Source organism: Segetibacter koreensis DSM 18137 (assembly GCF_000374045.1).
In the GTDB taxonomy this organism is placed as follows: domain Bacteria; phylum Bacteroidota; class Bacteroidia; order Chitinophagales; family Chitinophagaceae; genus Segetibacter; species Segetibacter koreensis.
Map to the genome: position 1 here is coordinate 11,949 of NZ_KB893348.1, position 26,111 is coordinate 38,059.

At 35.0% G+C, this 26,111-nt stretch carries 22 protein-coding genes; 5 read left to right on the forward strand and 17 right to left on the reverse strand.

What is annotated here, in order from left to right; genetic code table 11:
* Positions 1-142 precede the first annotated feature (142 nt).
* From feoB to B154_RS0119465, 4 genes are all read right to left on the reverse strand, one after another.
* Entirely contained in the window at positions 143-2,260 is a 2,118-nt protein-coding gene (gene feoB / locus B154_RS0119450) for a ferrous iron transport protein B (RefSeq protein ID WP_018615996.1), read from the reverse strand.
* Positions 2,261-2,438: 178 nt separating this feature from the next.
* Positions 2,439-3,023, reverse strand: a complete 585-nt coding sequence (locus B154_RS0119455) for a DUF3109 family protein (protein WP_018615997.1) — start codon at positions 3,021-3,023, stop codon at positions 2,439-2,441.
* Positions 3,024-3,103: 80 nt separating this feature from the next.
* Positions 3,104-3,646 (reverse strand): gliding motility lipoprotein GldD, encoded by a 543-nt coding sequence (gldD, locus tag B154_RS0119460; RefSeq protein WP_018615998.1) that lies wholly within the window; start codon positions 3,644-3,646, stop codon positions 3,104-3,106.
* A 237-nt stretch (positions 3,647-3,883) separates the two neighbouring features.
* The gene (locus tag B154_RS0119465) at positions 3,884-4,756 is read right to left on the reverse strand and encodes a MerR family transcriptional regulator (RefSeq protein WP_018615999.1); all 873 of its coding nucleotides are present in this window, start codon (positions 4,754-4,756) and stop codon (positions 3,884-3,886) included.
* A gap of 279 nt (positions 4,757-5,035) precedes the next feature.
* On the opposite strand from B154_RS0119465, the gene B154_RS29165 reads away from it, so the two are divergent.
* Positions 5,036-6,301, forward strand: a complete 1,266-nt coding sequence (locus B154_RS29165; RefSeq protein WP_071595312.1) for a glycosyltransferase family 2 protein — start codon at positions 5,036-5,038, stop codon at positions 6,299-6,301.
* Positions 6,302-6,305: 4 nt separating this feature from the next.
* Here B154_RS29165 and B154_RS0119475 read toward each other — a convergent pair whose 3' ends face one another.
* The 11 genes from B154_RS0119475 to glf form a co-directional block, all read right to left on the reverse strand.
* Positions 6,306-7,538: a glycosyltransferase gene (locus tag B154_RS0119475; RefSeq protein WP_018616001.1), complete on the reverse strand. Its 1,233-nt coding sequence runs from the start codon at positions 7,536-7,538 to the stop codon at positions 6,306-6,308.
* An 84-nt stretch (positions 7,539-7,622) separates the two neighbouring features.
* A complete protein-coding gene (locus B154_RS0119480; protein WP_018616002.1) occupies positions 7,623-8,486 on the reverse strand; it encodes a glycosyltransferase family 2 protein in 864 nt (287 codons plus the stop codon).
* A 144-nt stretch (positions 8,487-8,630) separates the two neighbouring features.
* The gene (locus B154_RS0119485) at positions 8,631-9,449 is read right to left on the reverse strand and encodes a 2OG-Fe(II) oxygenase (RefSeq protein WP_018616003.1); all 819 of its coding nucleotides are present in this window, start codon (positions 9,447-9,449) and stop codon (positions 8,631-8,633) included.
* Between the two features lie 59 nt (positions 9,450-9,508).
* Entirely contained in the window at positions 9,509-10,627 is a 1,119-nt protein-coding gene (locus B154_RS0119490; protein WP_018616004.1) for a glycosyltransferase family 4 protein, read from the reverse strand.
* Positions 10,628-10,649: 22 nt separating this feature from the next.
* Positions 10,650-11,621 carry a glycosyltransferase family 2 protein gene (locus B154_RS29170; protein WP_018616005.1) on the reverse strand — a complete coding sequence of 324 codons (972 nt, stop codon included), beginning with the start codon at positions 11,619-11,621 and terminating at the stop codon, positions 10,650-10,652.
* Positions 11,622-11,633: 12 nt separating this feature from the next.
* A complete protein-coding gene (locus B154_RS0119500) occupies positions 11,634-12,713 on the reverse strand; it encodes an EpsG family protein (RefSeq protein WP_018616006.1) in 1,080 nt (359 codons plus the stop codon).
* 85 nt (positions 12,714-12,798) lie between these two features.
* The gene (locus tag B154_RS0119505; protein ID WP_018616007.1) at positions 12,799-13,665 is read right to left on the reverse strand and encodes a glycosyltransferase family 2 protein; all 867 of its coding nucleotides are present in this window, start codon (positions 13,663-13,665) and stop codon (positions 12,799-12,801) included.
* Positions 13,666-13,716: 51 nt separating this feature from the next.
* Positions 13,717-14,754, reverse strand: a complete 1,038-nt coding sequence (locus B154_RS0119510) for a GumC domain-containing protein (RefSeq protein WP_018616008.1) — start codon at positions 14,752-14,754, stop codon at positions 13,717-13,719.
* A 238-nt stretch (positions 14,755-14,992) separates the two neighbouring features.
* Positions 14,993-17,470 carry an SLBB domain-containing protein gene (locus B154_RS0119515; protein WP_018616009.1) on the reverse strand — a complete coding sequence of 826 codons (2,478 nt, stop codon included), beginning with the start codon at positions 17,468-17,470 and terminating at the stop codon, positions 14,993-14,995.
* Between the two features lie 266 nt (positions 17,471-17,736).
* The gene (locus B154_RS0119520; RefSeq protein ID WP_018616010.1) at positions 17,737-18,465 is read right to left on the reverse strand and encodes a sugar transferase; all 729 of its coding nucleotides are present in this window, start codon (positions 18,463-18,465) and stop codon (positions 17,737-17,739) included.
* 327 nt (positions 18,466-18,792) lie between these two features.
* Positions 18,793-19,911, reverse strand: a complete 1,119-nt coding sequence (glf, locus tag B154_RS0119525; protein ID WP_018616011.1) for a UDP-galactopyranose mutase — start codon at positions 19,909-19,911, stop codon at positions 18,793-18,795.
* A 556-nt stretch (positions 19,912-20,467) separates the two neighbouring features.
* On the opposite strand from glf, the gene B154_RS0119530 reads away from it, so the two are divergent.
* Both B154_RS0119530 and recO read left to right on the forward strand, forming a co-directional pair.
* Positions 20,468-21,619, forward strand: coding sequence for an acyltransferase family protein (locus B154_RS0119530; protein WP_018616012.1), 1,152 nt, complete (start codon positions 20,468-20,470; stop codon positions 21,617-21,619).
* 21 nt (positions 21,620-21,640) lie between these two features.
* Positions 21,641-22,378 carry a DNA repair protein RecO gene (gene recO, locus B154_RS0119535; protein ID WP_245542627.1) on the forward strand — a complete coding sequence of 246 codons (738 nt, stop codon included), beginning with the start codon at positions 21,641-21,643 and terminating at the stop codon, positions 22,376-22,378.
* A gap of 13 nt (positions 22,379-22,391) precedes the next feature.
* Here the strand turns inward: recO and B154_RS29175 are convergent, their stop codons facing one another.
* The gene (locus B154_RS29175; protein WP_018616014.1) at positions 22,392-23,570 is read right to left on the reverse strand and encodes an amidohydrolase family protein; all 1,179 of its coding nucleotides are present in this window, start codon (positions 23,568-23,570) and stop codon (positions 22,392-22,394) included.
* Positions 23,571-23,830: 260 nt separating this feature from the next.
* Here B154_RS29175 and prfA point away from each other — a divergent pair, with 260 nt between their 5' ends.
* A complete protein-coding gene (gene prfA, locus B154_RS0119545; RefSeq protein ID WP_018616015.1) occupies positions 23,831-24,898 on the forward strand; it encodes a peptide chain release factor 1 in 1,068 nt (355 codons plus the stop codon).
* A gap of 61 nt (positions 24,899-24,959) precedes the next feature.
* A complete protein-coding gene (locus B154_RS0119550; protein ID WP_018616016.1) occupies positions 24,960-25,445 on the forward strand; it encodes a DUF937 domain-containing protein in 486 nt (161 codons plus the stop codon).
* A 132-nt stretch (positions 25,446-25,577) separates the two neighbouring features.
* Here B154_RS0119550 and B154_RS0119555 read toward each other — a convergent pair whose 3' ends face one another.
* Positions 25,578-25,991: a VanZ family protein gene (locus B154_RS0119555; RefSeq protein WP_018616017.1), complete on the reverse strand. Its 414-nt coding sequence runs from the start codon at positions 25,989-25,991 to the stop codon at positions 25,578-25,580.
* Positions 25,992-26,111: the final 120 nt, after the last annotated feature.

Sequence of the window (26,111 nt, forward strand, 5' to 3'; positions counted from 1 at the left end):
GGCATCTGGAATAACAGAGATATTGGGCATGACGATAACTGATAATATTTCTTAAGAAAAATATAAAACTGCAGCTTGCCTTTTTTGAGATAATAAAGCTACTGCCCGTCACACTCCGGCATAATGGCGAATAAAAAAATAATTACGTCATTACCTGGTATACAAGCAGCGCCATCATGTATGCAAGAAAAGTCATGTAAAATAGCTGAATGAGTGGCCATTTCCATGTTTTTGTTTCTCTTTTCACTACGGCAAGCGTACTCATACACTGCATTGCTAAAACATAAAATACCATCAGACTAAGACCTGTCGCAAGGGTGTATACTTTAGTTCCGTCAGCGCGTCGGGCACTACTCATTTTTTGACGTAAAGAAGTATTTTCGTTATCTTCTTCCACGCTATACAATGTTGCCATCGTTCCTACAAATACCTCCCTTGCCGCAATAGAAGTAATTAAGGAGATTCCGATTTTCCAATCATAGCCTAAAGGTGTGATGGCCGGCTCTATACTTCTGCCTAAAATACCTGCGTAACTATTCTGAAGTTTTTCAGACCTGTACTCCCTTTCAAGTGAAACTTTATCCCTGCCGGATTTTTGATACAATTGCTGGTATTTAGCCGAAAGATTTTCCATTCGTTTAGACGGACCATAACTGCTCAAAAACCATAATAGCATGCTGATAACCATAATTACTTTGCCTGCGTCCCGTACAAATATTTTCGCCTTTTCAACCATAGTTACACCCACATTTTTCCAACGCGGGGCACGATAAGTGGGCAACTCTAAAATGAAAAAACTTTTTTCTTTTAATTTGATGATTACTTTAAAGACATAACTAACTATAAGAGCCATTACGATACCCAATAAATACAATCCCATCATTACCAACCCTTGTAAACTTAAAAATCCAAAATAAAATTTGTTAGGGATAACCAAGCCAATAAGAATAGTGTATACCGGAAGACGTGCGCTGCAACTCATAAGTGGGGTGACCAGTATGGTCAGCAATCTTTCTTTGCGGTTTTCTATGCTCCTTGCACTCATAATTGCCGGCACTGCACACGCAAAACCGCTGATCATAGGCATCACGCTTTTCCCATTAAGGCCAACCTTGCGCATTAGCTTATCGCTTAAAAAACTAATGCGTGCCATATAGCCTGTATCTTCTAAAATCGTAACAAGGCCAAAAAGGATCATTATTTGCGGAACAAAAACTAAGATGCCGCTAAGACCCGCAATAAATCCATTAATAATTAAATCACTCCACCAGGCAGAAGGCAGTATAGTATTTAACCAGCCACTTACAGCAGTAAAAGACCATTCAATTGCAGTCATGGGAAATGCTGCTAGCCAGAAGATGCTTTGAAATAAAAGGAACAGTACAGATAGCAGGATAATATATCCCCAGGTTCGGTGAAGTAAAATATTATCAAGCTTCTCTGTAAACAATTTGCGTTGAACGGGATCCTCTTCCACTACACTCTGTTGCATGATCTGCCTTATACGGCTATACCGCTGCATTATCTCTTCAGCTTGCAACCTTGTAGGGTTAAAATTATTCAACACTTCTATATTTTCGATCTTATCCTGTATGTCTGCCGCAAGCGGAAAATTTTCATGATTGATAAGATAATGAATAGATGAATAATCGCTTAATGCAGGAAAAACTTTCTGAATACTTACGACAGCATTTTCTGCCAATGCTTTAACGTCAATAAAATCACGTAAAGGAGGCCTGTATTGTTGATGAGCCGTTTGTATCAGTACCTTTTTTAATTGGGGTAAACCTTTATTTTTTCTTGGGTTTATAGAAACTACCGGTACTCCCAATTCCCTTTCTAATTCTTCCAGATCAATTTTAATACCTTTTTTGGCTGCCAGATCAGTCATAGTCAAAGCGACTACAACAGGAACTTTAAGATCAATTATCTGAGAACAAAAAAGTAGATTTCGTTTAAGATTACTTGCATCAGCGACCAGCACTACCATGTCGGGACGAATGCCATCATCAACATTCATTAAAACTTTGTATGATACCCACTCATCTGCCCGTCGTGGATAAAGACTGTACGTTCCTGGAAGGTCAATAATATTAGCGGTAAAGCCTGGTTCAAGTGTACAACTTCCTGTTTTTTTATCAACAGTAACTCCTGGAAAATTTCCTACTTTTTGATTTAAGCCTGTTAATGCATTAAATAAAGAAGACTTACCACTATTAGGATTTCCAACCAGCGCTATGTTAACGTGAGAATTACCCATGTATTAATCCGCAAAAGTAAAATGAAGTCTGAATTCACTGTTACGAAATCGGGAGTTTTAACAAGGAATAACGGTTTTGCCTGCAACTGCAACAAATGAGTAACGTAAAACGAGGGTTACAAATGAAAGATGAAAATAAAAAATAATCGCTGATAACAATAAATGAAAAAGGAAAACTTTACTTGCTTTCTTCCATATGAATTGCTGTTGCTTCAAGTGTATTATAAAACTCTTCGCCGTACTTTCTTATAATCGCTTCTTTTAAAAAAACATAGGCAGGCAATTTCAACTTTTTTCCGAGCTTACACGCAGCTGCACAAAGGTCTTCCCTCGGTTCGTAGTTTACGTATTCCGTTTTTCCATCTCTACTTTTTTTAATTCTAATTGGAAAAAGGTGGCAACTTATTGGTTTCTTCCAATTTATTTTCCCGTCGTTGTAAGCCTGTTCAATAGCACACTTTATTATCCCCTGTTTATCGCGGTAGCCATATGCACATATCTTGCTTTTTACAGTCGGTGTTACCCATCCAAATTCCTGGTCATAAACATATTTACCAACTTTTTCAACTTCTTTTATTCCTTCGGCTGTCATGTATTCTTTTACCGTTTCATAAAAATTAATGAGATGAGCAAGCTCTTGAACTTCAAGCGGAGCACCTGCATCACCATCCTCACAACAACCACCTTTGCATTTAGTAAGGTCACAAACAAATTTTTCTTCCACCACCTCATCACTTACCAGTATATTGTCAATTGCTATCATAACCCACGATCCCCCTCAGGGAAGTTTAAAATTATTATCTAAATTTAATATTAATAATAATACTATTTAAAATGTTTCTGCTACTTCCACTTGAAAGTGTTTATTAAATGTCTTACGTCTTCTATTAAGAAACGATTTACGACACTTAAGGAGTCTTCATTTGGAGTAGCATCAAAATAAAGCGCACCTCTTAGAAAGTTTTTTGTAGAATCGGTTAAAAAAAACTGGTTAGCAGTAGCTACGTCACCGCCGACTTTAAAAAATACACCATGTACATTGTTAGGCGTTGCAATAAGTGAATCATCTATACTGTAAGCCTTTGTCGTATGTTTGTTGGTCATGACAAATGCATCATTTACCAGCTTATCCAATTTATTTTTACCTATTTCCTTATAACTTACATATATACGGCCATTAAACTCAGGGAAGTCAATGTTTATCCACCACGGGTTCTCGGTTGCCTGACCAAAAAAACTTGTATCCTTTACAACCTTTGCATAAACAGGATATTCAAAAGAATAAGGATAACCGGGCTGGTTAAAAAGCTGGTATTGCTTTGTGGGAAACTGAATTTTAAAATATCCGCGGGGCTTGGGAGTATAATCGCTATTGCATGAAAACAAGACGAAACACCATAAACAATAGACTACGGTAAGAACAAAGGCAGAGGTCAGTTGTTTGTTATTACTTAAAGATGGGCGAAAAATAATAAAATTGTTTTTTCAAAGATATTTATAATTAATAAAACTTTCGTATTGATTTCCTTTAAAAACGATTTTCACATTGTAATAAGCTAATCGTTGAAGAAGTCGGTCCGATAAGACTGGATGATGAAAATTTTGAAAAAAAGTAAAATAAACTCAGGAAAGAAATTCTTTTACCTCCTGCAGCGATTTTAAAAAATGGAAGTTAGGTGGGATGGATTTCTTATATGCAACGGTAAGAGGTCCCGAAATCATAACAGGAACATCGCCAACTTTTGAATGAATATTATGCATAAATTTTTCGCTATTGAAATTATGCGCGACTGTGGTGAGATGCGTATAAAGATAATCCGGTTTTTTTGTTTTTACAATAAACTCAAGGTCTGCAGCAGGCACGTCGGCACCAAGATATAAAACTTTTACGCCATTTTTTTTCAAAAGATAATATACATACAGTAATCCCAATTCATGGTATTCGCCCTCAGGCAAAAACAATAAGGCGACTTTATTTGACTTTATTTGGCTTACCGAAGTTTCTATACCTACAATAATTTTTTGCCTGATTAAGTTTGTTACTAAATGCTCCTGTGCAGGATTTATATTATTTGTAACCCACAGTATACCTATTCTTTCAAGAAAAGGAAAAATAATTTCGCTTATTATTTTTTCAATTCCTTTTTCTCGTATCTGCCTGTCTAACAATTCTTCAAAACTCTCAATCTCAAGATCTACCATAAGACAAATCAATTCATTTATCCTTCGCTCCTGCTGCGCTTGGTAATAAGAGAGGGTATTTAGCTTTTGATGCATTTCCTCAACATCCATTTTATTGATGTGAGAAATCTTATAACCAAATTTATTTAGCAACGCAATATTTAGAATGATCTTCAATTCTTCGTTAGAATAATAACGAATGTTGGTATCGGTACGTTGCGGCTTTAAAAAATCGTAACGCTGTTCCCATATACGAATGGTATGAGCTTTTACGCCGGAAAGGTTTTCAATGTCTTTTATGGTAAAGGCGTTCATAAAACAAATACAATAAGAAACTGCAAAAAGTTTACTGGAGGTTATATTTATTTATTACTCAACTGATGTTGATTATGAAATTGTAACAACTATTATTTCTGCTCAAAAGACGGATACAACTACTGATACAATTTGCGCAAAAATTATCCCCTTAAAAATTATCTGATTCATATAAAAACTAATCTGTTTTACAAATAACGTACAAATCAATACTTTATTTTGTTTTACATTCTTACATAAAAGCTCGTAATTCGTATCCAGTTATCAATACCGCTTTAGTTGCAACTATCAATTATAATAGTAAATTATAATGTAAAATATTTTCTCGAGCAATGCTTGTGTTCGGTGCAGAAGGCAATTGAACATTTAGAGGCAGAAGTATGGGTTGTAGATAATGCATCTTCTGATAATAGCATTCATTATTTGCAAGCAAAATTTCCCTGGGTAAATTTTAAGGCAAATCTTAAGAATGTAGGTTTTGCCAAAGCAAATAACCAGGTGCTAAATGAATGCAGGGGTAAATACATCCTGTTTCTAAATCCAGATACCTTAATACCAGAAGATTCTCTGACGGGCTGTATCACATTTATGGAAACAAAAACTGATACAGGCGCATTGGGAATTAGAATGATAGATGGAACTGGTGCTTTTTTGCCTGAAAGCAAAAGAGCTTTTCCTTCGCCACTTACGTCGCTTTATAAAATGGTTGGGTTAAGCAGCCTGTTTCCTACATCTGCAATTTTTTCCCGCTATTATCTTCCTTATTTGAATGAATACGAAAATTGTGAAGTAGATGTTTTGTCAGGGGCTTTTATGTTAGTTAGAAAAAATGTGTTAACAGAGTTAAAAGGTTTTGATGAGGCTTTTTTTATGTATGGAGAAGATATAGATCTTAGCTACCGCATTCAGAAGCTGGGATATAAAAATTATTATTTTGGTAGCAGCACAATTATACATTTTAAAGGAGAAAGTACACGCAGGGGGAGTTTAAAATATGTAAAAATATTTTACAAGGCTATGAGCATTTTTGTGAAAAAACATTATGCAGGTAAGTCTGCACATCTATTTACTTCTTTTTTACATTTAGCCATTTGGTTAAGAGCGAGCGCATCCGCAATTTCACCATTTGGGTTACAAAAAGGTTCTTTTTTATTTAATTCATTTAATAAATCAGGGAGATCTGAAAAAAAAATCAAAACAATTAAAAAGCGAAATAAAATATTAGTAGCAGGCACTAAGGAAGAATGTGAAGAAGTAAAGACTTTGTTGGCTAATGGAGGATTAGGGGAAATAACAATAGAGCATTTATATCTAAATGCCGAAAACAAAAACGAATTAGCTGCTATTTCTAACCCCTATGGTGCAACTGAAATTATTTTTTGCTCTGAAAAGTTGAGCTACTCCTGGATTATTGATAAAATTCAACATCTGCCTAAAAAGATTTCTTTTCGTTTTCATGCAAAAGGAACAGGTAGTATTGTTGGCAGCGATTTTAAAAACACTACGGGTATTGTTGTTGCAGCCAGGAAAAGAGAGCAAAAATAATTTCTTATAAAAAAATTCCCCTTTCTTCCAGTAGCGATAAGTATAGGTTTTTAGTTAGTGTAACCTCTTTATGTTTTGAAAATGTAACTGTAGCAAATTTGTTTCCGGCTTTCCCCATTGTACTTCTCAGTTCTTTATCATCAATTAATAAGCAAAGTTTTTCGCAAAATGTTGTTATATCATTTTGCTTTATCAGAAAACCTGTAATTCCGTCTTTCATGCTATCTTTTACACCACCGGCATTTGTAGCGATAACTGGCTTTTTAAAAAATTGTGCTTCAATAATAGAGAGTGGTGTGCCTTCATTAAGAGAAGTTAAAGCCACTATATCTAATCCATTCATTACTTCTGGAATGTTTGTCAGCCATGACGTAAAAACCACCCTTGTTTTTACATCAATTGCTGTATTACTAAAAGCCACTTTTTTCTGGCTCAATTCCTCTTCAACCCGCTTGCGTAATTCACCATCGCCAACTATGAAAAATGCCACAGGACTCGCGGTGAATGAACGTAAAATTTCGGCTATTATATTTACAAAAAAAGAATGGTTTTTTACAGGTACAATTCGGCTTACGATGCCAATTGCTACATCTTCTTCTTTAAGGCTGTACTTTTTTCTAAAAGACTCCCTGAGTGCTTCAGAATTTTCTTGATTTGGAAAAGCAAAACCAAGGGGAATAACAGCAATTTTGGAAGCAGGAAATATTTTATATTCACTGACCAATTCATTCTTTTGAGAATCGCTTAGGGCAATGGAACGGGTAGTAATTTTACCAATTGACCTTTCTAAAAAAGCAATGAAACGAGAAATACGTTTAGAAAAATAAGAATGGAAAAAATGCCCGTGAAAAGTATGAATAATAACAGGAACTCCTGAAATATATGCGGCGAGCCTGCCTAAAAGACCGGGTTTTGAACCGTGTGTATGAACTATACTTGGTTTAAAACCACGGATGACGGATAAAATATGAAAGAAGGCTAAGACATCAATAAAAGGATTAAGACTTCTTTTTAGAAACTTAATTTTTTTAAGAAGAATGCCAGGATACATATGTAAAAGGAATGACGGTTCTATTTCATCCTTTTCCTTTTCTCCATATAAAATAAGAATTTTAAAATCATTTTTAAGGTGCCAGGCTAAAGGTATTGTATCAGCAGCCTGTCCCCCTATAACGAAGCGGTTTAAGATAATTAGTAATTTCGGCTTACTTTTTTCCTTTTCGCTGCCTGTTTTCAAATTTTTATTTAACTCCTAAACTGTTTATCACAATCTTTATAATAGTTGATATTGCTACAGAATTGGCATTACTCAAATAAAAAACTACACAACTTTTACTTTTAGCGAATTTTGAGGTAAGGCTTTACCTGGTACACCTTGTATTGCCTTGTTGTTTATTAATTTTCTTTCTTTGTCTCTCCACCAACCCCATTTATTAAAATAGCGGAACGCATTTGCTATATGAATGAACAATAATCCCAGATTTTTATATGAACCCCGTTCATGATAATGAACAATCTGAACGTCGGGATAATATATATTTTTAGCAGCGAGAAAAAACCGCCGGCTTAAATCAGTGTCTTCGAGATACAAAAAAAAGCGTTCATCAAATAAACCTACTGTCTGCAGTGTTGATGTACGCATAAACATAAAACACCCTGAAATATACGGGACTTCCATTTTTTTGTCATAACCCGAGAACTGCATTTCATAATTAAATAACCGCTTTTTTATGACGGAAGAAGGCAGAAAACGACGAAATATGAGGTCTGAAGGAGACGGCAATAACTTAGACAAATATTGCAAACTTCCATCGGGATAGATAACTTTAGGAATAACAAGACCTACATCTTTATTAGCTTCCATAAAAGAATAGAGTTCACCTAAAACATCAATATCAAAGTGTACGTCAGGATTAAGTACAAGATGATACAAAGAGAGATTTGGAGCCTTTCGCAATGCTTTATTATGTCCTGCACCGAAACCTATATTTTTTCCACTAAAAATATATTCTACCCTACCGTCCTGTAAAAGATCTCTTAACTGCTCTTTGATTTCCTGAGTTGGTGAATTATCTATAAGAAAAAGCTTAACAGGTAAAGTTGTATTTAAGAAACTTTCAATTGAGCTTTTTACTCTTTTGTCAGTTTTATACAATACGATCGATCCTGATATAACTATATCCATTTAAAGACGATTATAGCTTAAGTAAGCTTATATATTATTTAAATAATGTGTAAGAGATGCAAATATAATTCAATTAGATAAACTCTTTCCTTCGCTTCTTAACATTTAAACAACAGGATATTGAAAATATAGTATCAAAAACGTTTATTTATCTTTCTTATAAATATGTTTCGTTTCTATTATTCTTTTTCCTGTAATCTTTCTAATACAGTTTCTTAATAAAGCATCTGCCCTTAGTACCAGATCTTTTACAGGTTCCTCGGGTCTTCCGTAAAAAGAGGTGACGTGAAAATACTCGCTTGACTCGGCAGGTATTTTTGAGAAGTAATAATTAGAGACGCAACATCTCTTACCATCTGCCACCACTTTGCTTACAGAATGATAAGATGACTTATTGGTTACCATCAACACTAACCGATTAAATTTTGATAATATCGTTCTTTGCTCATTTTTTACCCCGTGATCCCATAACTCCAAATTACCACCATTTTCAAGTTTCCAGTCAGGAGTAACATAATATAATAAGTTTAAAACACGATAATTTTCGCGGTCGTTATCGTGAGAATTATCAAGATGAGGATTTAGAAAATTGCCTTTTGCCATTAAACTTATTCCACCTGCATAAAGATGTTCGTCCGGTGTCATTTGTTTTATACCTGTAATTTCCTCAACGATCTTAACTATCCGCTCATCCTGAAAAGCATACACTATTTCTTCTAAAAGTGGATTATATAAATCCATTTGTGCAGCAATTCTTTTGTTTTCCCTTAAAGATTTATGTATTGCCATTTCTTCCGGGGTCGGAAAAGCATTGTAAATATCTCTGGCAATGTTTTCAGGTAAAAGATTATCTATGAAACATGTGTTAATTCTTCCTTTTACTGTAAATTCTTCCTTCATTTTTTGTTTCTCCGCCTCTAATCGTGGAAGTATCAAACCAGCCAGATATTCTCTTTTATGCATGATTTATTTTTAATTTTTTAATAGAATAGAATTAAGCAAAGATGATTCCTTTTTTTAACTTAAATGCTGTTAAATAAACGGAATGTCTGTTCTGCCGCTTTTTTCCAGTTATATTTTTCTCTTAATTTACAATAAGTATCTGTTTCTAACTTCTTTTCTGACAGAGCATATTTTAGAACAATCTTTTCAATATTGTCTATATCAAACGGCTCTGTGTATTCGCAGCCTTCGCCGTACACTTCTACAAGCGCCGCCTGGTTTGATAATAATGATTGTGTTTTAAAAAATGATGCTTCAGCAGGAGGAAAGCCGAATCCTTCATATAAACTCAAATATATATTTAATCTCGCCATCTTATATAATACAGCAAGTCTTGAACTCTCAACAAAAGGTAAAAAAATTACGTTCTTCAACTCCATTTCCTCTACTTTATCGCGTAGAGAATTATAATATGTATTCGGTTTATTAATGATTAAAAACTTAATATCCAGGTTTTTCATTTTATCACAAACTGATAATAATGTTTCAATATTTTTATGCGGGTAAGAGGCGCCTACACATATACAAAATGGTTTCTTATCAGTAATCTTTTCCACCCATTCCTCATCTTTTTCAAACCATTTCAGTTTTTCTAAGTGGTCTATGCCGTTGTAAATGACCGATACCTTCTTATCATCGAGAGAGTAGGCATCTACAACTTCATTTTTAGTAAAATTTGAAATAGATATGATATGTTTAGTCTGCTTTATTAATAAGGGCAAAAAATATTTAAAGTAATAATATTGTCCTTTATGAGAATTAGGAAAACTCAGGCAGATAACATCATGTATAGTAATAATTTGTTTACGATGAAAGAGCGTGCCGTGAGAAGTAAATGAATATAGAATATTGTACCTGCAGGAAATAAAATTTAAAACAATTATATTCCAGATATGTCTATGAATTACTTCCTTATTTTTTAATAGTCTATCAAGTAGATATCCAAGAGAAATTCTTTTGACATTGCCAATATTTAATTTCTCAATTATTGTGGGCTCGTAACAATAGATAATGAATTTATATCCTTCTCTTTGTAAAGTTGGCACCAGTTCTTTTAGTAACTCTAATGAATACACCCCAACACCAGATGGTTGATTTGTTACCATTCCGGCATTGATCAAAACACTTTTTTTATTCATAAACTTTAAAAACAGCGAACGTCTAAACCTTCTTATTTCTCAAACCCAATATACTGACGTAAAATAAAATAGTCTGCAGTAAGGTCTGTCGCCTTACGCCATTTTTTATATTCTTAATCAATAAAGCCAGGCTTTTTCCGGTTCCCAAACTTATAAATTCATTTAATATTCTCTTTTTGCTATCAGGTAATCGGTCATAATATACATTTCTGAATATTGATGCCATAGTTATTTTCTTTTGTACATCTTCAAAGTTTTTTCTCTGCAGAACAATTCTTTTTAATCTTTTTGACAAAGAATTACTATCGTAGTTTGTAGAAATATTATTATTATGCTGCCTATAAAGAAGCGTTTGTTTGTTAAGATAAGATATCTTACCTAAAGCCGTTGCTACTAATGCTACCCAGTAATCGTGGTTTTCTGACTCAGCAGGTATAGGATCAATAATGGCTGCTAACTGTTTATTTATCATCATAGTACAGCCATAAGCAGGATTTTGTGCCAGCAAGTGAGCAAACCTAAGATTAGACACCTTTGTTGTCTGAAAATCTTTTTTTGATTCAATTACTTGCAGGCTTCTGTCTACGTATAAAAAATTAGTATAGACCACAATAGGCGTTTCTTTTTCCTGTTGCTTTTGCACCTCTTGCATCAAAACCAAGGTGTCTTTAATCTTACCGGGTAACCAGAAGTCGTCCTGGTCACAAAACATATAATATTCATATTTTTCTCGGGTAAAATGGATAAGTGAAGCAAAATTCTGACAGCTTCCGAGATTCTTTCTACCGTCATCGAGAAAAGAAATTCTTTTATCTTTTGCAGCATATTTATTTATAATTGCCACTGTTCCGTCGGTTGAACCGTCGTCCCTTATAAAAAGGTTCCAGTTTGAGTATGTCTGTGACTGCAAGCTCTCTAACTGGTCACTCAAAAAACTTTCTCCATTATAGGAAGCGAGCAAAATACAGATTGTTTCCTTATCCTTGGGCAACATTACATCTATGCTTTAAAACTTCTCGAAATAAGGATGTACAAGACCGACATGAATGAGATCATTAGAAATATATGTAAGCGCAAACGCCACAATTATGATCAGAGCCATATACTTTGGTTTAACAACATATAGAAAAAAGGGCATTAAAATTATTTGTACAATGCCCAGTAATTCACTTATTCTGAAAGCGATAACAGGAATATTTGAAAAAATGACAAAAGATGCAGCAGCAATACAATACACTTTCAGTAATAATATTCCATATTTATTATTTTTAAATAGTAAATCACTTTTTATAATAAAAATTGTACATGTTACCAGTTGCACCAGAAACAGGATATTAAATATATTAATCCCACCAAAAACATCTAATTCCAACAGATCATTGTAAAGTTGGATTTTGTCTGATATAAACCCAAGCTTAAGCATTTGAAAAACTGATAGAACGTTGAATTTTAGAAAATGTAAAATGAAAGGAAAATACAACAATGCCAGGTAGAGCTTTTTATTGATGCTTTTTGACCTTAAGAAATAAAAGGGCAAAAAGATGACCATAGAATAGTGAAATAAAAGACCTACTCCTATCAGAAGCAAAAACCTTAAAAAATTTCTTTTTTGTATTTGAGGTATACACAAAAGCAGTATGCCCGAAGCTGCACCTGCACGAATTTGAGTCATATCGTGTAAAAGAAAAAAATGACTATAATATACCAAGACCGACAAAAAAGCAAAATCTGTAAGTTTGGAGATAGCCAGGAATTTTAAGCTGACTCCAATAATCGCAAAAGTCAAAAACACCCACAAATAGTTTAATCCGAAGGTTACACGAATTATACTTGGTATAAGGTAATAGGCCGGTTCGAAAAAAGAGTTAAGCTTATAGTCTCGAAAATAGTCTGCAGGCGAACTAAATTTATTGAAAACATCTATATAAGTTTTTGAGTCAGGATCTACTCCTGGCGTTCTAAGGCCAGCTACCAATATTAAAGTAAACGCTATAAGACCGAGTAAATATTTTTCTGGTATTTTAAAATATTGGGAAATAAAGAAGAAGAAAATAATAAAAAGAAATATGAAATAATAAAAAAACATTTAATATTTTAGATGGATGCCAGATTTATAAATCGCTTCAGAATCGTCTCGTTGTGATTTCTTTATTCTCCCAATTACTTTTCCGCTACAGTGTTTTTCCATATTTGTGAAAAAGAAAATGGAGAATGCCCTTTCGAATCGATTTCATTTTTGCCCATTTATCTTTTTCAAAACTAAGAATAAGGAAAGGATGCAACAGAAAAGTGTTCTTGACTGTATGCAGAAAGAAAAGCTTATCAAAAGAGAAGTATTTAAAACTGACATACAAACTGTTGCGTATCATATAATACCTTCTTACCGAATTGTGGTTGCTAACTCCAAAGCTTACACCAAACATTTTTTTTATAGCATAGCTTCCCAACGAATGTTTTAGCTTAACGAAGTTGTCCTGTATAATTTGGTATTTATTTTTTCTAAGCCGAAGGCAATATTCATAATCTGCATAATCCATAAAAAGTTTCTCTTCAAAAGGACCGATAGCCGTATAAGCAGTAAGATTTAAGAGGTTACCAGAAGCCATAACAATATTTTTAACGCTATATTGTTCTGTTGTTTTGGTAACATCTTCAGTGTGGAGAACATGATAGGGAGTTATTATTCCTACTTTTTTAAAAAGTATTTCTACCAAAGGGATACGGGCGATCATTTCCGTGAGTTCATCCAGATTGAAACTACTATCCTGATCCATAGTCAGAATCCATTTATAGCCACCTTCTATCGCAATCTCACATGCGATGTTTAGCGCAGCGGCAATGCCGGCATTCCGATTTAGATGCAAGTAAATTGCATCGGGAAAAAGTTTATGTAAGTCATTTTGAAATGTAGTGCGCGTTTCAGAATTATCTATTACAATCAGTTTTTCAACGCCGCTATAATAAGTATTAATATTTGTAAGAACATTTGAGTCGGGATGATATACAACAACACCCGCTGCAACTTTATTTACTTGCATACCAACTTTACGCGCAGCTAAATTATTGATGGAAATTTATGAATTGAAACTTTAAAGAGAGTAATCGGACGCTGTAGAAGAAAAAATCTTACGCAACATTAAAAAAGCCAATGTAAGGATGAAACCAATAAACCCAAAAATAACTGCCGCTTTCATTGTTCCCATTTTATGTTTTTCTAACGGGAACATGGGAGTATCTATAATTTGAATTAATGGCGTCTCTTTACGTAAAGTCAGTTTAGATAACTCAAGATTTTTTACAAGCTCTGTATACATAGCTCCGTTTACCTGTGCATCCACCTGTTTTCTCTGGATGCCGGTTCGAGCGATTTCCCTGGTAGGGTTTACATTTAAATCAGTTGAAACAGCAATATCAACAATGTTACCATTAATAAGGTTTCTTATAGAATCAGTCTGATGTTGTAAAATTGCTACGTTCTGTCTTATTTTTTTTACTTTATAATCAGTATAATATTGAATAACTGTATTAACCAACGCTTCTACGAAGGTTTTTGCAAAAAATTCATCTTTGTTTTTGATCTTAACAGAGATAATGTCAGATTTTTTATCTATCCTGTCAATATCTAAAGCTTTTGAAAGTTCTGCAGAAATTCTCATAACAATACTATCTCGTTGCCTGCTATAAGGTTCCGTTGCGTTTGTAAAAACGACGCTGTTTTTTTCTTTATTTTCATCGTCCCTGATTTTTAAATAATAATTGATAAGAAGAAATTTACCTGTACCAGTATCAACAGGGGTAAATAAAGTTTTTTGAATTAAGTTTCGGCTACTCATTAAATGCATCAGGTTATCACCTTCAAATGCACTGCCCGAACTACTACCCAGGTCAAGCCCAAATTGTGATGCAATGCCGGCATACGCGCTCATGGTTCCCGCGCCATCATTTTCAGCAGTAAAAGTTAATTCTGCCAGATATTCCGGTTTTTGAAACCATGAATATAAAACACCCATTGTTGTAAATAAGACCAATGACAGTAGAATAACTTTCCACTTGGATAGAAAATAATAGTACCACTTTTTGATTAAAATAGTAATTTCCCTTACAGATATTTCAATCTCCTGACTCATTTAATATTTTAATTCTACAGTTATAATTAGAAATTTTATCATTTCTTATTTTGATATACGTTTTCGCTAAAGGTCTTAATAGCTAATAATTATCATGCGATTCATCTTTTAGTTTGAAGATATTAAAAAGATGAATTGCGTGTAAGTGAGACATCTAAAGATCTATTATGAGCAAATGGTTTGGCCAAAGCAACAAAAGATTTTGGATGGTAAGCTTTTATTCAATGCTAAATTTACCCTATTTTTTCAAGTTGATCAGCAAACTCAACAACACCCCGGCAAAAGAAGTAATAGCTGTTGATATTCCAATAATCTCACCAGTAGTCAGTCTCCTTCTTTCAATTTCATGTTTTTTTGGAATAATGATTTCTGACCCTGGTGTTATTTTAGGATAATGTCTGAAGAAAAGAAAGTGCCCTGTTTTTGCTGCATTTCCATTCGGATATAAAACATAGATCTTTCCTTTTCTTGCATTATCTGTAACTCCACCAGCATGTCCCAAATAATCTTTCAGATCAAGGCGTTCCTGGTATACTACCCGAGTAGGAAACAAAACCTGTCCGCTTATTCTCACGTCCATTTTTTCTTTTGGTATAGTAATTACGTCTCCTTCTTCCAAAGTTAAATCCTGGCGCCCACCGGGATGAGATAGTATTGTACTTAAATCAACTGCTATCCGGTCTACAGGTCTTTCTATTTCGTGCATTACACTTTCTGTCGTGTCTTTCAATGTTTCCTGTATCTTATTTATCTTTTCAGAATTTATCTGGTTAACCGAAGCTGTATTTTTATTACTTCTTGTCACGTAACCTCCCTGGTCATAAGCCTGAAGAGTTAAGCCTCCTGCTCTTTTTATAACATCACTTATCTTCTCATTCTTATTTTTTAAAACATACATGCCGGGAAAAACAACCTCCCCTTCTATGCGGACATTTATTTGTGGCTGATACCCAGGGTTCTTCCTGACTACAACTATATCATAAGGGCGAAGTTTAATTTCTGAAGCAGATACATCAAGGTCATTTACCGAAGAAACATTTAATACTTGTGAAACCTGGACATCGTTAATATTAAAACTGTCAGTTTTCATGCGACGTGCTACTTCAATTCTTTGAGGAATAGCGGCATCTGTAAAACCTCCTGCCAGTAAGATCAAATCTTTTAAAGACATATCTTCAACAAAATGATAATTACCCGTACTTCTCACCTCACCGGAAATAAAAACAGTTGTATTTTCTCTCAGGTCGGCAACAGAGGTAATTGTTACAGAATCATTGGCCTTTAATAAAAGATTATTTATACCTTTTTGCATTACATCAACAGGACTGAAAGAAACAATCTCCGGTGTAAGATCTTCTCTCTTTCTTACTATTAGGCCTCTTGCATTATAGGCATCCTGCCTTAAACCCTGCGCTTTATTTACCAGGTCCTTTATTGTCATTCCCTCCGTTAGTTCATAGTCACCAGGCAGGTATACAGCGCCTGAAATAGTAACCCTGTTAACAAAACGACCAATTATTTTTTTTACTACAAAAGATTCTGAGCGTGAGGGTTTATAAGTTGAATAATCTTTTTGGTCTATGTCAATTATTCGGTTTTCTATATCTGTAAGTTTGTAGGCTGTAATGCTTGCCGTATATGCGCTATCAGCAAAACCTCCTGCAAAATTTAATAAATTTTCGACTGTCTCTCCCGGCTTTATCTCAAACAGGCCGGTTCTTTTTACCTGGCCTTCAAGAGATACCCGCACCTTGTATGCAGGTATTCTGATTATATCCTGATCATGCAGATTAATATTTCCAGTTTGGTCTCCTTTAACAAGAAAATCATAAATATCAAGATTGTCAATTACTTTTCCATTTCTTACTATTTGTATGTTTCGCATACTGCCAATGTCATTGGGACCGCCCGAAAGGTACAAAGCGTTAAACGCTGATGCCAGCGAAGGAAGCGTATAAGTTCCCGGTTTCTTCACCTCACCTAACACGGTCACTTTAATACTTCTTATTCTTCCTATTGTTACGCTAACTTTTGTCAGCCCTGTTTTGATATTAGAGTAACCTGATGAGGCTAGCTTGCTTTTAATCTTTGCTGTTGCCTGTTCAATAGATAGTCCGGCTATATACATAACCCCCACGTTAGGAATATTGATGTTTCCTTCTGAAGAAACCATCAACCGGTAGTTCGCTTCCTGGTACCCATAGATATTTAAATTGATTTCATCATTTGGTCCAATGATGTAACCAACGGGCGTAGCTATATTTAAGTTTGGTTCAAAAGAAAGAACACCATTATTAAAGATTTCAAGCCCAAATATTTTTTTGGGATTAAGAATCGGTTTTGCTTCTGTTAACGTATCAAAAGGACGATATCTTTCATTAAGCCGGTCATTGTTTGTATCGCTTGATTCCTGGTTGGTAGCATTTCCATTTTGGGGCAGTCTGCCGGTACCCTGTCTTTCACTTGCTCTCTGTAACCGTCCTTTTAAATCTGTAGCTTCATCAGGGTCCATGCCCCTTGCTATTAAAAGGTTGTAGGCTTGCTGGTAACTTATATTATTCTGATGCAGGTAAACATTAATTTGACTTACCTGTTCTTCGCTGACATCCGACGATTTTATTCTTTCTAAATTAGATGGTAAAGAGGGCAACTGGGCAAAAGAAAAAAAACAAGCAGCAACAAAAATTATCGTAAGAAATATTTTCAACTTCACCATTATCGGGTTTCTGTAAATTAAAAGGAACGCAATTTAGATTTTTTTAAACAACAACAAAACTGAAAGAAATTCGAGATATGAAAGAAAGTACCGTTATCATTAAAACTAAGAAGGGAAATACATTCTAAAAATACTTCTAACGTCTGGAGCATTCACGCCCGTTACGGTATTTACAACAAGTTCTAACGACTGTACCTCTAAGAAAAACAAATAGTTTTAGTATGACGATGTAAAATATTACTAAATAAATTATAAAAGATATTTAACTATTTGCCTTTGCCCTGCGCAATTACTCTCACGGTTTCTAAAATAATCGCGAGATCTGTAGAAAGATTTTGGTCGTCGAGATAAAGAAGGTCTAATTTCATTCTCTCTATCATTTGCTCCACATTTTCTGCGTACCCGTACTTTACCTGTCCTATGGAAGTAATGCCGGGTTTAATGGATAAAAGCCTTTTATATTCGGGAGCTTTTTCAATTATTTGCTCGATAAAAAAGGGACGTTCTGGCCTGGGACCAACAATAGACATGTGACCTAAAAAAACATTTACAAATTGCGGTAATTCATCTAATCGTGTCTTTCTCATGATCCTTCCCCACCCGGTCACCCTTGGATCATTTTCTTTAGCTAGCTGAGGGCCCGAGTTTTCTGCACCGATGTACATGCTTCTAAACTTATAAATATAGAAAGGTCTCCCATTTTTCCCGATTCGTTGCTGCTGAAAAAATACAGTGCCAGTTGAGGTGATTTTTGTTATGATTACCAAGAATGCAAAAAAAGGAAACCCGGTGATTAATGTAATTGAAGAAACTACCAGGTCAAAAGATCTTTTTAAGAAACCTTTGATGTATTGGTTAGAGGCTCCTTCCTCAAAGACATTGTAATCTTTAAATGCTAAAGAAGGATATGAGCGTATGCAATCGTTTACAGTTTTAGCAGACCCAAAGCTACTATTATCAGATCTGCTAATCCTGCCGTAAAACGGGTATTTCAAATGTGATCAATTTGAGATTGATAAATGAGAAACTACAACAGGCACAATTAAAACATACAATTTACTTAAATTTTCACACTTTCATTATTACCATAGTTTATTTGTTTAAAACCTTATCTATAAGTTGTAATTCAAGGGTAATCTAATATCAAAATAAATATTAGTTGCAAGAATATCTGATGAATTGGGAAAACCAAATACTTAAGCTGGAAAAATTATTGATAACCCTGTGAGCAAGGTTTTATTAAAAAACGTTGAGCAAACAAGGTTGATCGAAGAGATGCTAATTATGCAGTAAACGCATTTCTTTTTTTAAGAAAAACCGCATTATTCATCACCAAAATGAACTGAAACCTTTTTTAGTGCTGATCCAATAATCTGGTGCATGTCATAATACCTGTATTCTGCAAGACGTCCTCCAAAAATAACATTACTTTCTCCATCAGCTAGTTGCTGGTATTTTTTAAATATCTCGGTATTTCTTTCATCATTTATGGGGTAGTATGGTTCCTTCTCGGCAGTCCACTCCTTAGGATATTCTTTTGTTATAACTGTCTTTGGCTGCGTTCCGAATTCGAAATGTTTATGTTCTATAATTCGCGTATACGGCACTTCTCTTTCAGTATAATTTACTACAGCATTTCCCTGGTAGTTTTGCACGTCGTGCACTTCGTGGTCAAACCGCAAACTCCGATACTCCAGTTGTCCGAACTGAAAATTATAATACTGATCAATTTTGCCTGTAAATATAATTTTGTCAGCAAGCGCATTCCATTTTTCACGGTCTTCAAAGTAATCTACTTCCAGCCTTACTTCTATATCTTTAAGTAACCCTTCTACTAATTTATTGTATCCACCGATAGGTATCCCCTGGTATTTATCGTTGAAGTAGTTGTTATCGTAGGTAAATCTTACAGGTAATCTTTTTATTATAAATGCTGGCAGTTCAGTAGCCGATCTGCCCCATTGTTTTTCTGTGTAACCTTTTATCAGCTTTTCATATATGTCAGGCCCAATCAATGAAAGTGCCTGTTCTTCGAGATTTGAGGGTTCCTGTATATTAAGTTCTTCGATCTGTGATTGTATTTTTTCCTTAGCCTCCTGTGGAGTTTTTACTCCCCACAACTGGTAGAAGGTATTCATGTTAAAAGGAAGGTTATACAATTTGCCTTGATAAAAAGCCAAAGGGCTGTTTGTGTAGCGGTTAAACTCAACAAAAGAATTCACGTAATCCCAGATCTGCTTGTCGTTAGTATGAAAAATGTGAGCGCCGTATTTATGCACGTTTATGCCTTCAACATTTTCACAATACACATTGCCTCCTGCATGATTGCGCTTGTCTATTACAAGGCATTTTTTTCCTCTTTTCGTGGCTTCGTGCGCAAAAACAGATCCAAACAAACCGCTACCTACAATTAAATATTCGTACTCTTTCTTAAGACTCATTTATAAGACCTTTTATAATAATAATTGAAAATTTTTCTACCAGCAGATGTTACGTAACAAGACTTCTGATTAATCTTTTGTTGCCAACATTGTCGCTTAACCCAAACTAGGTTCGCATTCTTTTAATATATTCCTTGCCTAAATTTAATTAAGGGGTGAAAACGTCTTTACATCCGGCTGTCGCAAAGCTTCGCCACCTCAGTCACATTTTGCTAAGTTGCTACTAAAAAAAAAGCAATAAGTATTTTTCTTATTGCCAAAAGAAATATCATTTGTTACTGCAATTGAACTTAAAAGTCTCACAATTCAACTCGCATTTCATACATCTTCGACTAATGTTGTAACTTATCAAGTTTTACAATTGCCGCAAATATAAGTAAATAATTTTTCGCTCGAAGTGCCTGTTACATTATCAATTAACTAACCATTTGTATAAATACTACGGAACCACCTTGAACTTGTTTTATTACTCATAACGTTTTTACTATAAATTTTTATAATTATCTACCAGACAATTCAGACATTTTACTACCACATAATCTATTAACTTCATTGCATGAAGCAACGCTATTACTCTTTGGATGTATTTCGAGGGGCAACTGTAGCTCTTATGATCCTGGTTAACAATCCGGGTAGCTGGGCCAATATTTATACGCCATTGGAGCATGCAACCTGGCATGGATGTACACCTACTGACCTGGTATTCCCTTTCTTTTTGTTTGCTGTTGGCAATGCAATGTCTTTTGTTATGCCAAGGTTCTACGAAAAAGGAACCGATACGTTTTTGAGAAAAGTTATTAAAAGAACGGTATTGATATTTGCTATCGGTTTATTTTTAAACTGGTGTCCTTTCATACAATGGAATGATGGCCACCTTGTTGTTAAACCATGGCAAAACGTGCGTATTTTTGGAGTGCTGCAACGCATTGCAGTTTGCTATTTTTTTGCTTCATTTATTGTTTACTTTTTTAAAGTAAGAGGAGCATTAATAATTAGTGCTCTTATACTTTTGGGTTACTGGTTTCTATGTTATACACTTGGCAGCGAAAATGATCCTTATAGTCTTCAGGGCTATTTTGGCATAGGAGTAGACAAAGCTGTTTTGGGAGTAAATCACATGTATAAAGGTGAAGGAATAGCTTTTGATCCTGAAGGTATAGCCAGCACATTTCCTGCCGTTGTACAGGTCATTTTTGGATATATTGCAGGAAGGTATATTGGTGAAAAAGGAAAAACGTGGGATATGTTGTCACATTTGTTTATTGCCGGATCTCTGCTGATATTTTTAGGATTCTGCTGGGACATGGTTTTTCCAATTAACAAAAAGATATGGACCAGCAGCTACGTGTTATATACCACCGGCCTTGCTCTTCTTGTACTTGGAATATTAATTTATCTTATTGAATTTCGCGAAGCAAAAGGTGCGTGGAGTAGATTTTTTGATGTATTTGGTAAAAACCCTTTATTTATCTTTTTTTTAAGTGGCTTATTACCCAGAATACTTGCGCTGGTAAGATGGATAGATTATACCGATGAGTATGGCAAGGCCATGTACACGTCGCCCTTTCCCTGGTTTTATCAATACGTATGCAAGCCGCTATTTTCTAATTTAAAAAATGGCTCTCTATTATATGCCTTCTGTATGATCGCGTTTTATTGGTTCATTGTCTATTTGCTAGACAGGAAGAAGATTTATATAAAAGTATAGATGTGGGATTTAAAACTGGTTATGACACATAAAACAAAGGGTATTGTATTAAGAACGGTTAAGTATGGTGAAACAAGCATAATTACTACAGTTTATACAGAACTTTTTGGCATACAGTCTTATATAGTAAAAGGTGTAAGGCAAAGCACAAAAAAATCTTCAGCTAAATCAATTTATTTTCAGCCTGCTGCCATACTCGATATGGTGGTTTACCACAACGAATTAAAAAACCTCAACTTTATAAAAGAGTACCAGTGGGGTTATCTGTACCAGCAGGTATTGTTTGATGTAGCTAAAAATACTGTAGCTATGTATTTAACAGAAATATTGCAGCATAGTCTTAAACAGCCGGAAGCGAACCCTGAGCTTTTCTATATGGTTGAAGATACTCTCAAACAACTCGATAACGGCACTTCTACGCTGATTGCTAACTTACCCTTATACTTCTGCTTACATATTGCGGGCGAATTAGGTTTTCGCATACAGGGCAAGTATAACAGTACAACATCTTTTTTAGATTTGCAGGAAGGAAATTTTGTAGAACGCAAGCCTTTGCATCCTTATTTTATAGAGAGCCATCTAGCGGCAGCCACTTCACAGCTTCTTTCTATCAATTTTTATAATGACCTTGAAAATATTCATTTTACTAAAGGCGTAAGACGAGAATTGATCTTGGCATATCAAAATTACATTGCTCTACATGTACAGGACTTTGGTGAGATAAAAAGCCTTCCGATTTTGCAAGAAATTTTTAGTTGAATTATGTTCGTTGTTATATTAATCTTTTTGCATTCGCTGTTAATAAAGATTTGTATCGTGCTACATCTGTCCCTTCTAGTAAAACAACTCCGGGTTGTTTACCTTTTTCAAAGCTTCCAAGTTTGTCATTCATTTGCAGAGCTTTTGCACCATTTATTGTTGCCCAGCCAAGTAACTCTTCTATTGAAATTTGCGGGAAGCTTTTTTGAATAGTTTTCATTTCATCTAAAATACTTAGGCTCCAATTGCTGGCAAGGCTATCAGTGCCTAACACAATGTTGCATTCATACTTTCTTAACAGATCTATAGGGGGCAGGCGTTGCTCGATATACTGGTTTGCATTAACACAAAGGCAAAAGGAAACAGCATTACCAGGCCTTGCCTTTTTTACAAATTCTACATCGGGCTCTTTTGTAAATGTATTATGCACCAGTATGATGTTTGCTGCATCTTTTAATTGATTAAAATAGGTTTGCAGACTGCTTTTTCCGCTAGGTTCATAAAATGACGTATCTAACTTCATCATCTGGTACATTCTAACAAAATCTCCTGAATTTTGTAAAAACAATTCATCTTCAAAAATTGTTTCCTGGTTGTGTATACTTACAACTTTGTTTTTATAATACGGTTTTATCAAATGCCATAAATCATTAGAAACTGAGTACGGAGCATGCGGAACTATAGATGCAGAAAAATCTTTTGAAAATACATCATACGATTCCTTACTCCTCTCGAATCTTTGGTAAGCAATAGCAGGGAGCCATCCACTTGACTCAACAAAATTATAATATTGGAGGTTCTGTCTCTTTTTTTGCTGCATTGTAAGAAGATTATTGCTAATGTCCCCTACAGCTACAATGCCGTTTTGTAGCATTTCATTCTCAGCAACAGCAATAGATTCCAGAATTTCTTCAGTGGGAAAATGTCTTTGCGTAACAACTGAAAATACAAAGTCTATAAGCCCGGTTTTTTCTGGTATTAATCCCTTCATATGACTTAGCTCGAGGTGACAATGGCAATTGACAAAGCCCGGCGTCAATATTCCATTTAATTTTTCAATATTGTCCCCTGCCTCTTTTTCATCTGTAATTTCTTGTATAATTCCCTTTTCATCAGTAATAAGAACATGGTTGGCCGAGAGTATTTGTGTGCCTGTAAAAATACTGTCCGCCTGTAATTTGTGAAAGTTCATTGTATACCAAAAGTAAGATAATGTAAGATTATGCAACCAGTTTGGAAAGGCTTAACTTTGCAGCCACAATTTTTTTTGTACTAAGCGTGAGGGTATTAGGAAGATAAAGAAAGGTATTCTTTACACTAATTTTTTACGTGGCGTCTTAGTCGCAAGAGAGAGGTACAGTAAAAGTGAAGCGATTTAAAAAATCGGATCGGCTTCTCCAATTTAGAAAAAATTACTGAAGAGGGTTACAACAACAATATAATTAAAATTCGATGTTAGATAAGCTTGAAGCAATAAAGGGACGATTTGAGCAGGTTAGTGTTGCCTTGACCAATCCTGAAATTATTGCGAATCAAAAAGAATTTCAGCGGTTAAGTAAAGAATATCGCAGTCTTGAGGAAATTGTTACACCTTTTGAGGAATATAAGAAGGTTTTGTCAGAATACGATTTAAGTAAGGATGCGCTTAACAGTTCGGACGAGGACATGCGTGAACTTGCTAAAATGGAATTGCCTGAACTTGAAGAGAAAAAAGAAAGGCTGGAAAAAGAGTTAACAAAGCTGTTGATACCGAAAGATCCACAAGATGATAAAAACGCGATCCTTGAAATAAGGGCAGGTACGGGAGGAGACGAAGCAAGTTTGTTTGCCGGAGATCTGCTAAATATGTACTTGCGCTATTGTAACAAACGAGGCTGGAAAACAGCCATAGTAAGCGAAAGTGAAGGAACTGTTGGAGGTTATAAAGAAGTTATGGTGGAAGTACAGGGAGATGATGTGTACGGAACACTGAAGTTTGAAAGTGGCGTTCATCGGGTACAGCGTGTGCCCAACACTGAAACACAGGGCCGTGTACATACATCAGCGGCTACTGTGGCAGTAATGCCTGAAGCAGAAGAAATTGACTTTGAACTAAAAGAAAGTGACGTAAAAATGGAGACAGCCCGCAGCGGTGGTGCAGGCGGGCAAAATGTAAATAAGGTGGAAACTAAAGTGTTGCTTACACATATTCCTACAGGCACTGTTGTTGTTTGCCAGACAGAGCGGAGCCAGCTGGGTAACCGTGAAAAAGCAATGAACATGCTACGGTCAAGGTTATACGAGGAGCAGGTACGCAAACAGGAAGATGAAATAAGCAGGCACAGAAAAACTTTGGTGAGTACAGGTGATCGCAGTGCTAAAATAAGAACATACAACTGGCCGCAGGGAAGGGTTACCGATCATAGAATTGGACTGACTTCTTACAACCTTGATGCTGTTATTAATGGGGATATCGATGAATTTATTGAACAATTGCAAATGGCTGAAAACGCCGAGAAGATGGCAAACCAGGTAAGCTAAGAATTTTAATAGTTTTTTGTGGCTTAATCTTTTTAAGTATACAGCTATAAAAAATAATATTATGCTTGAAAATCTTCAGAATTTAGTGAGACAATATGCAGGTGATACCATCATTAATAATCCTGCAATTCCCAATGAAAGAAATGAAGAAGCAGTAGCTGATGCTTCAAGTTCAATTGTAAGTGGGTTAAAAACTGCTGTCGCTAACGGAAATGCAGATAGCGTTGTTAATCTTTTTAATGGTGGCGGCGAGGCTGCACTAAGTTCTCCAGTTACTCAAAACATACAGTCGGGATTTATTGAGAATTTGATAAATAAGTTTGGTCTTGATCATGGAAAAGCCAGCCAGATAGCGGCGGGTTTAATACCGGCTGTCTTACAAAAATTTGTTCATAAAACAAATGACCCTAGTGATAACAGTTTTGATTTAAAAAATATACTTGGCAGCCTAACCGGAGGTGGTATTGGAGATATGCTTAACAACTTTGGCGGAAATGATAAAAACGGAGATGGCGTATTGGGTAAGATTAAGGGCATGTTTAGTTAAAAAGATTGTTAGCACGCCTATAAAAAAGGGCTGTGCTCATCTTTAGCATTAAGTGACTTTAGATTGGCACAAACTTTGTCTAATTATTATTAGATTACATATTATAAAGTAGTCAAATTTTCTCATAAGCAGTTAGTTTTGGTTGCGGCCCCGATTTTCATTGGGGCCTATTTTTTTGTAAAAAATTTGTCTTATCGCAAATAAGCCTGCCAGGCTGCCTAAAGAGTCAAATAAAATATCTACAACATCAAAAGATCTTTCGAAAGTGAAAAATTTTTGTACAAATTCCATAATTACTCCATATAAAATAACAAAAAAAGACACTTTGTAGAATATCGATATTACAGCTGTTGGTTTAGCCGGAAGTTTATAAAAGGGAAAAGAAAAAAGAACAGTAAGCAGAAAAAACATTCCGAAGTGCACGTATTTATCAAAAAAAGGCAAATCAAAAAAGCTGTTGTGGGGAAGATCATTCCCCGGGAGGGTAAGGAGAACAATAGAAATAATAAACCAAATTATTGCAGGGATAAAATATATTGCTCTCATAAATTGTTACTCTTCTTAACTATTTAATAAAAAAACAAAAGTATAACTAGATTATTACTAAGTGCAGTACTATGAATCGGAGATGGATTTTGTAAATGTTAAATTTAAAAAGATAGGTAC

Coding starts and splice junctions, on each gene's coding strand:
- B154_RS0119455 (WP_018615997.1), bottom strand. CDS start 3,023: ATGATAGCAATTGACAATATACTGGTAAGTGATGAGGTGGTGGAAGAA.
- B154_RS0119555 (WP_018616017.1), bottom strand. CDS start 25,991: ATGAGAGCAATATATTTTATCCCTGCAATAATTTGGTTTATTATTTCT.
- B154_RS0119550 (WP_018616016.1), top strand. CDS start 24,960: ATGCTTGAAAATCTTCAGAATTTAGTGAGACAATATGCAGGTGATACC.
- B154_RS29170 (WP_018616005.1), bottom strand. CDS start 11,621: ATGTTGCCCAAGGATAAGGAAACAATCTGTATTTTGCTCGCTTCCTAT.
- recO (WP_245542627.1), top strand. CDS start 21,641: ATGACACATAAAACAAAGGGTATTGTATTAAGAACGGTTAAGTATGGT.
- B154_RS29175 (WP_018616014.1), bottom strand. CDS start 23,570: ATGAACTTTCACAAATTACAGGCGGACAGTATTTTTACAGGCACACAA.
- B154_RS0119465 (WP_018615999.1), bottom strand. CDS start 4,756: ATGAACGCCTTTACCATAAAAGACATTGAAAACCTTTCCGGCGTAAAA.
- glf (WP_018616011.1), bottom strand. CDS start 19,911: ATGAGTCTTAAGAAAGAGTACGAATATTTAATTGTAGGTAGCGGTTTG.
- B154_RS0119490 (WP_018616004.1), bottom strand. CDS start 10,627: ATGAATAAAAAAAGTGTTTTGATCAATGCCGGAATGGTAACAAATCAA.
- prfA (WP_018616015.1), top strand. CDS start 23,831: ATGTTAGATAAGCTTGAAGCAATAAAGGGACGATTTGAGCAGGTTAGT.
- B154_RS0119530 (WP_018616012.1), top strand. CDS start 20,468: ATGAAGCAACGCTATTACTCTTTGGATGTATTTCGAGGGGCAACTGTA.
- B154_RS0119480 (WP_018616002.1), bottom strand. CDS start 8,486: ATGGATATAGTTATATCAGGATCGATCGTATTGTATAAAACTGACAAA.
- B154_RS0119505 (WP_018616007.1), bottom strand. CDS start 13,665: ATGCAAGTAAATAAAGTTGCAGCGGGTGTTGTTGTATATCATCCCGAC.
- B154_RS0119515 (WP_018616009.1), bottom strand. CDS start 17,470: ATGGTGAAGTTGAAAATATTTCTTACGATAATTTTTGTTGCTGCTTGT.
- feoB (WP_018615996.1), bottom strand. CDS start 2,260: ATGGGTAATTCTCACGTTAACATAGCGCTGGTTGGAAATCCTAATAGT.
- B154_RS0119485 (WP_018616003.1), bottom strand. CDS start 9,449: ATGCATAAAAGAGAATATCTGGCTGGTTTGATACTTCCACGATTAGAG.
- B154_RS0119510 (WP_018616008.1), bottom strand. CDS start 14,754: ATGAGTCAGGAGATTGAAATATCTGTAAGGGAAATTACTATTTTAATC.
- B154_RS0119500 (WP_018616006.1), bottom strand. CDS start 12,713: ATGTTTTTTTATTATTTCATATTTCTTTTTATTATTTTCTTCTTCTTT.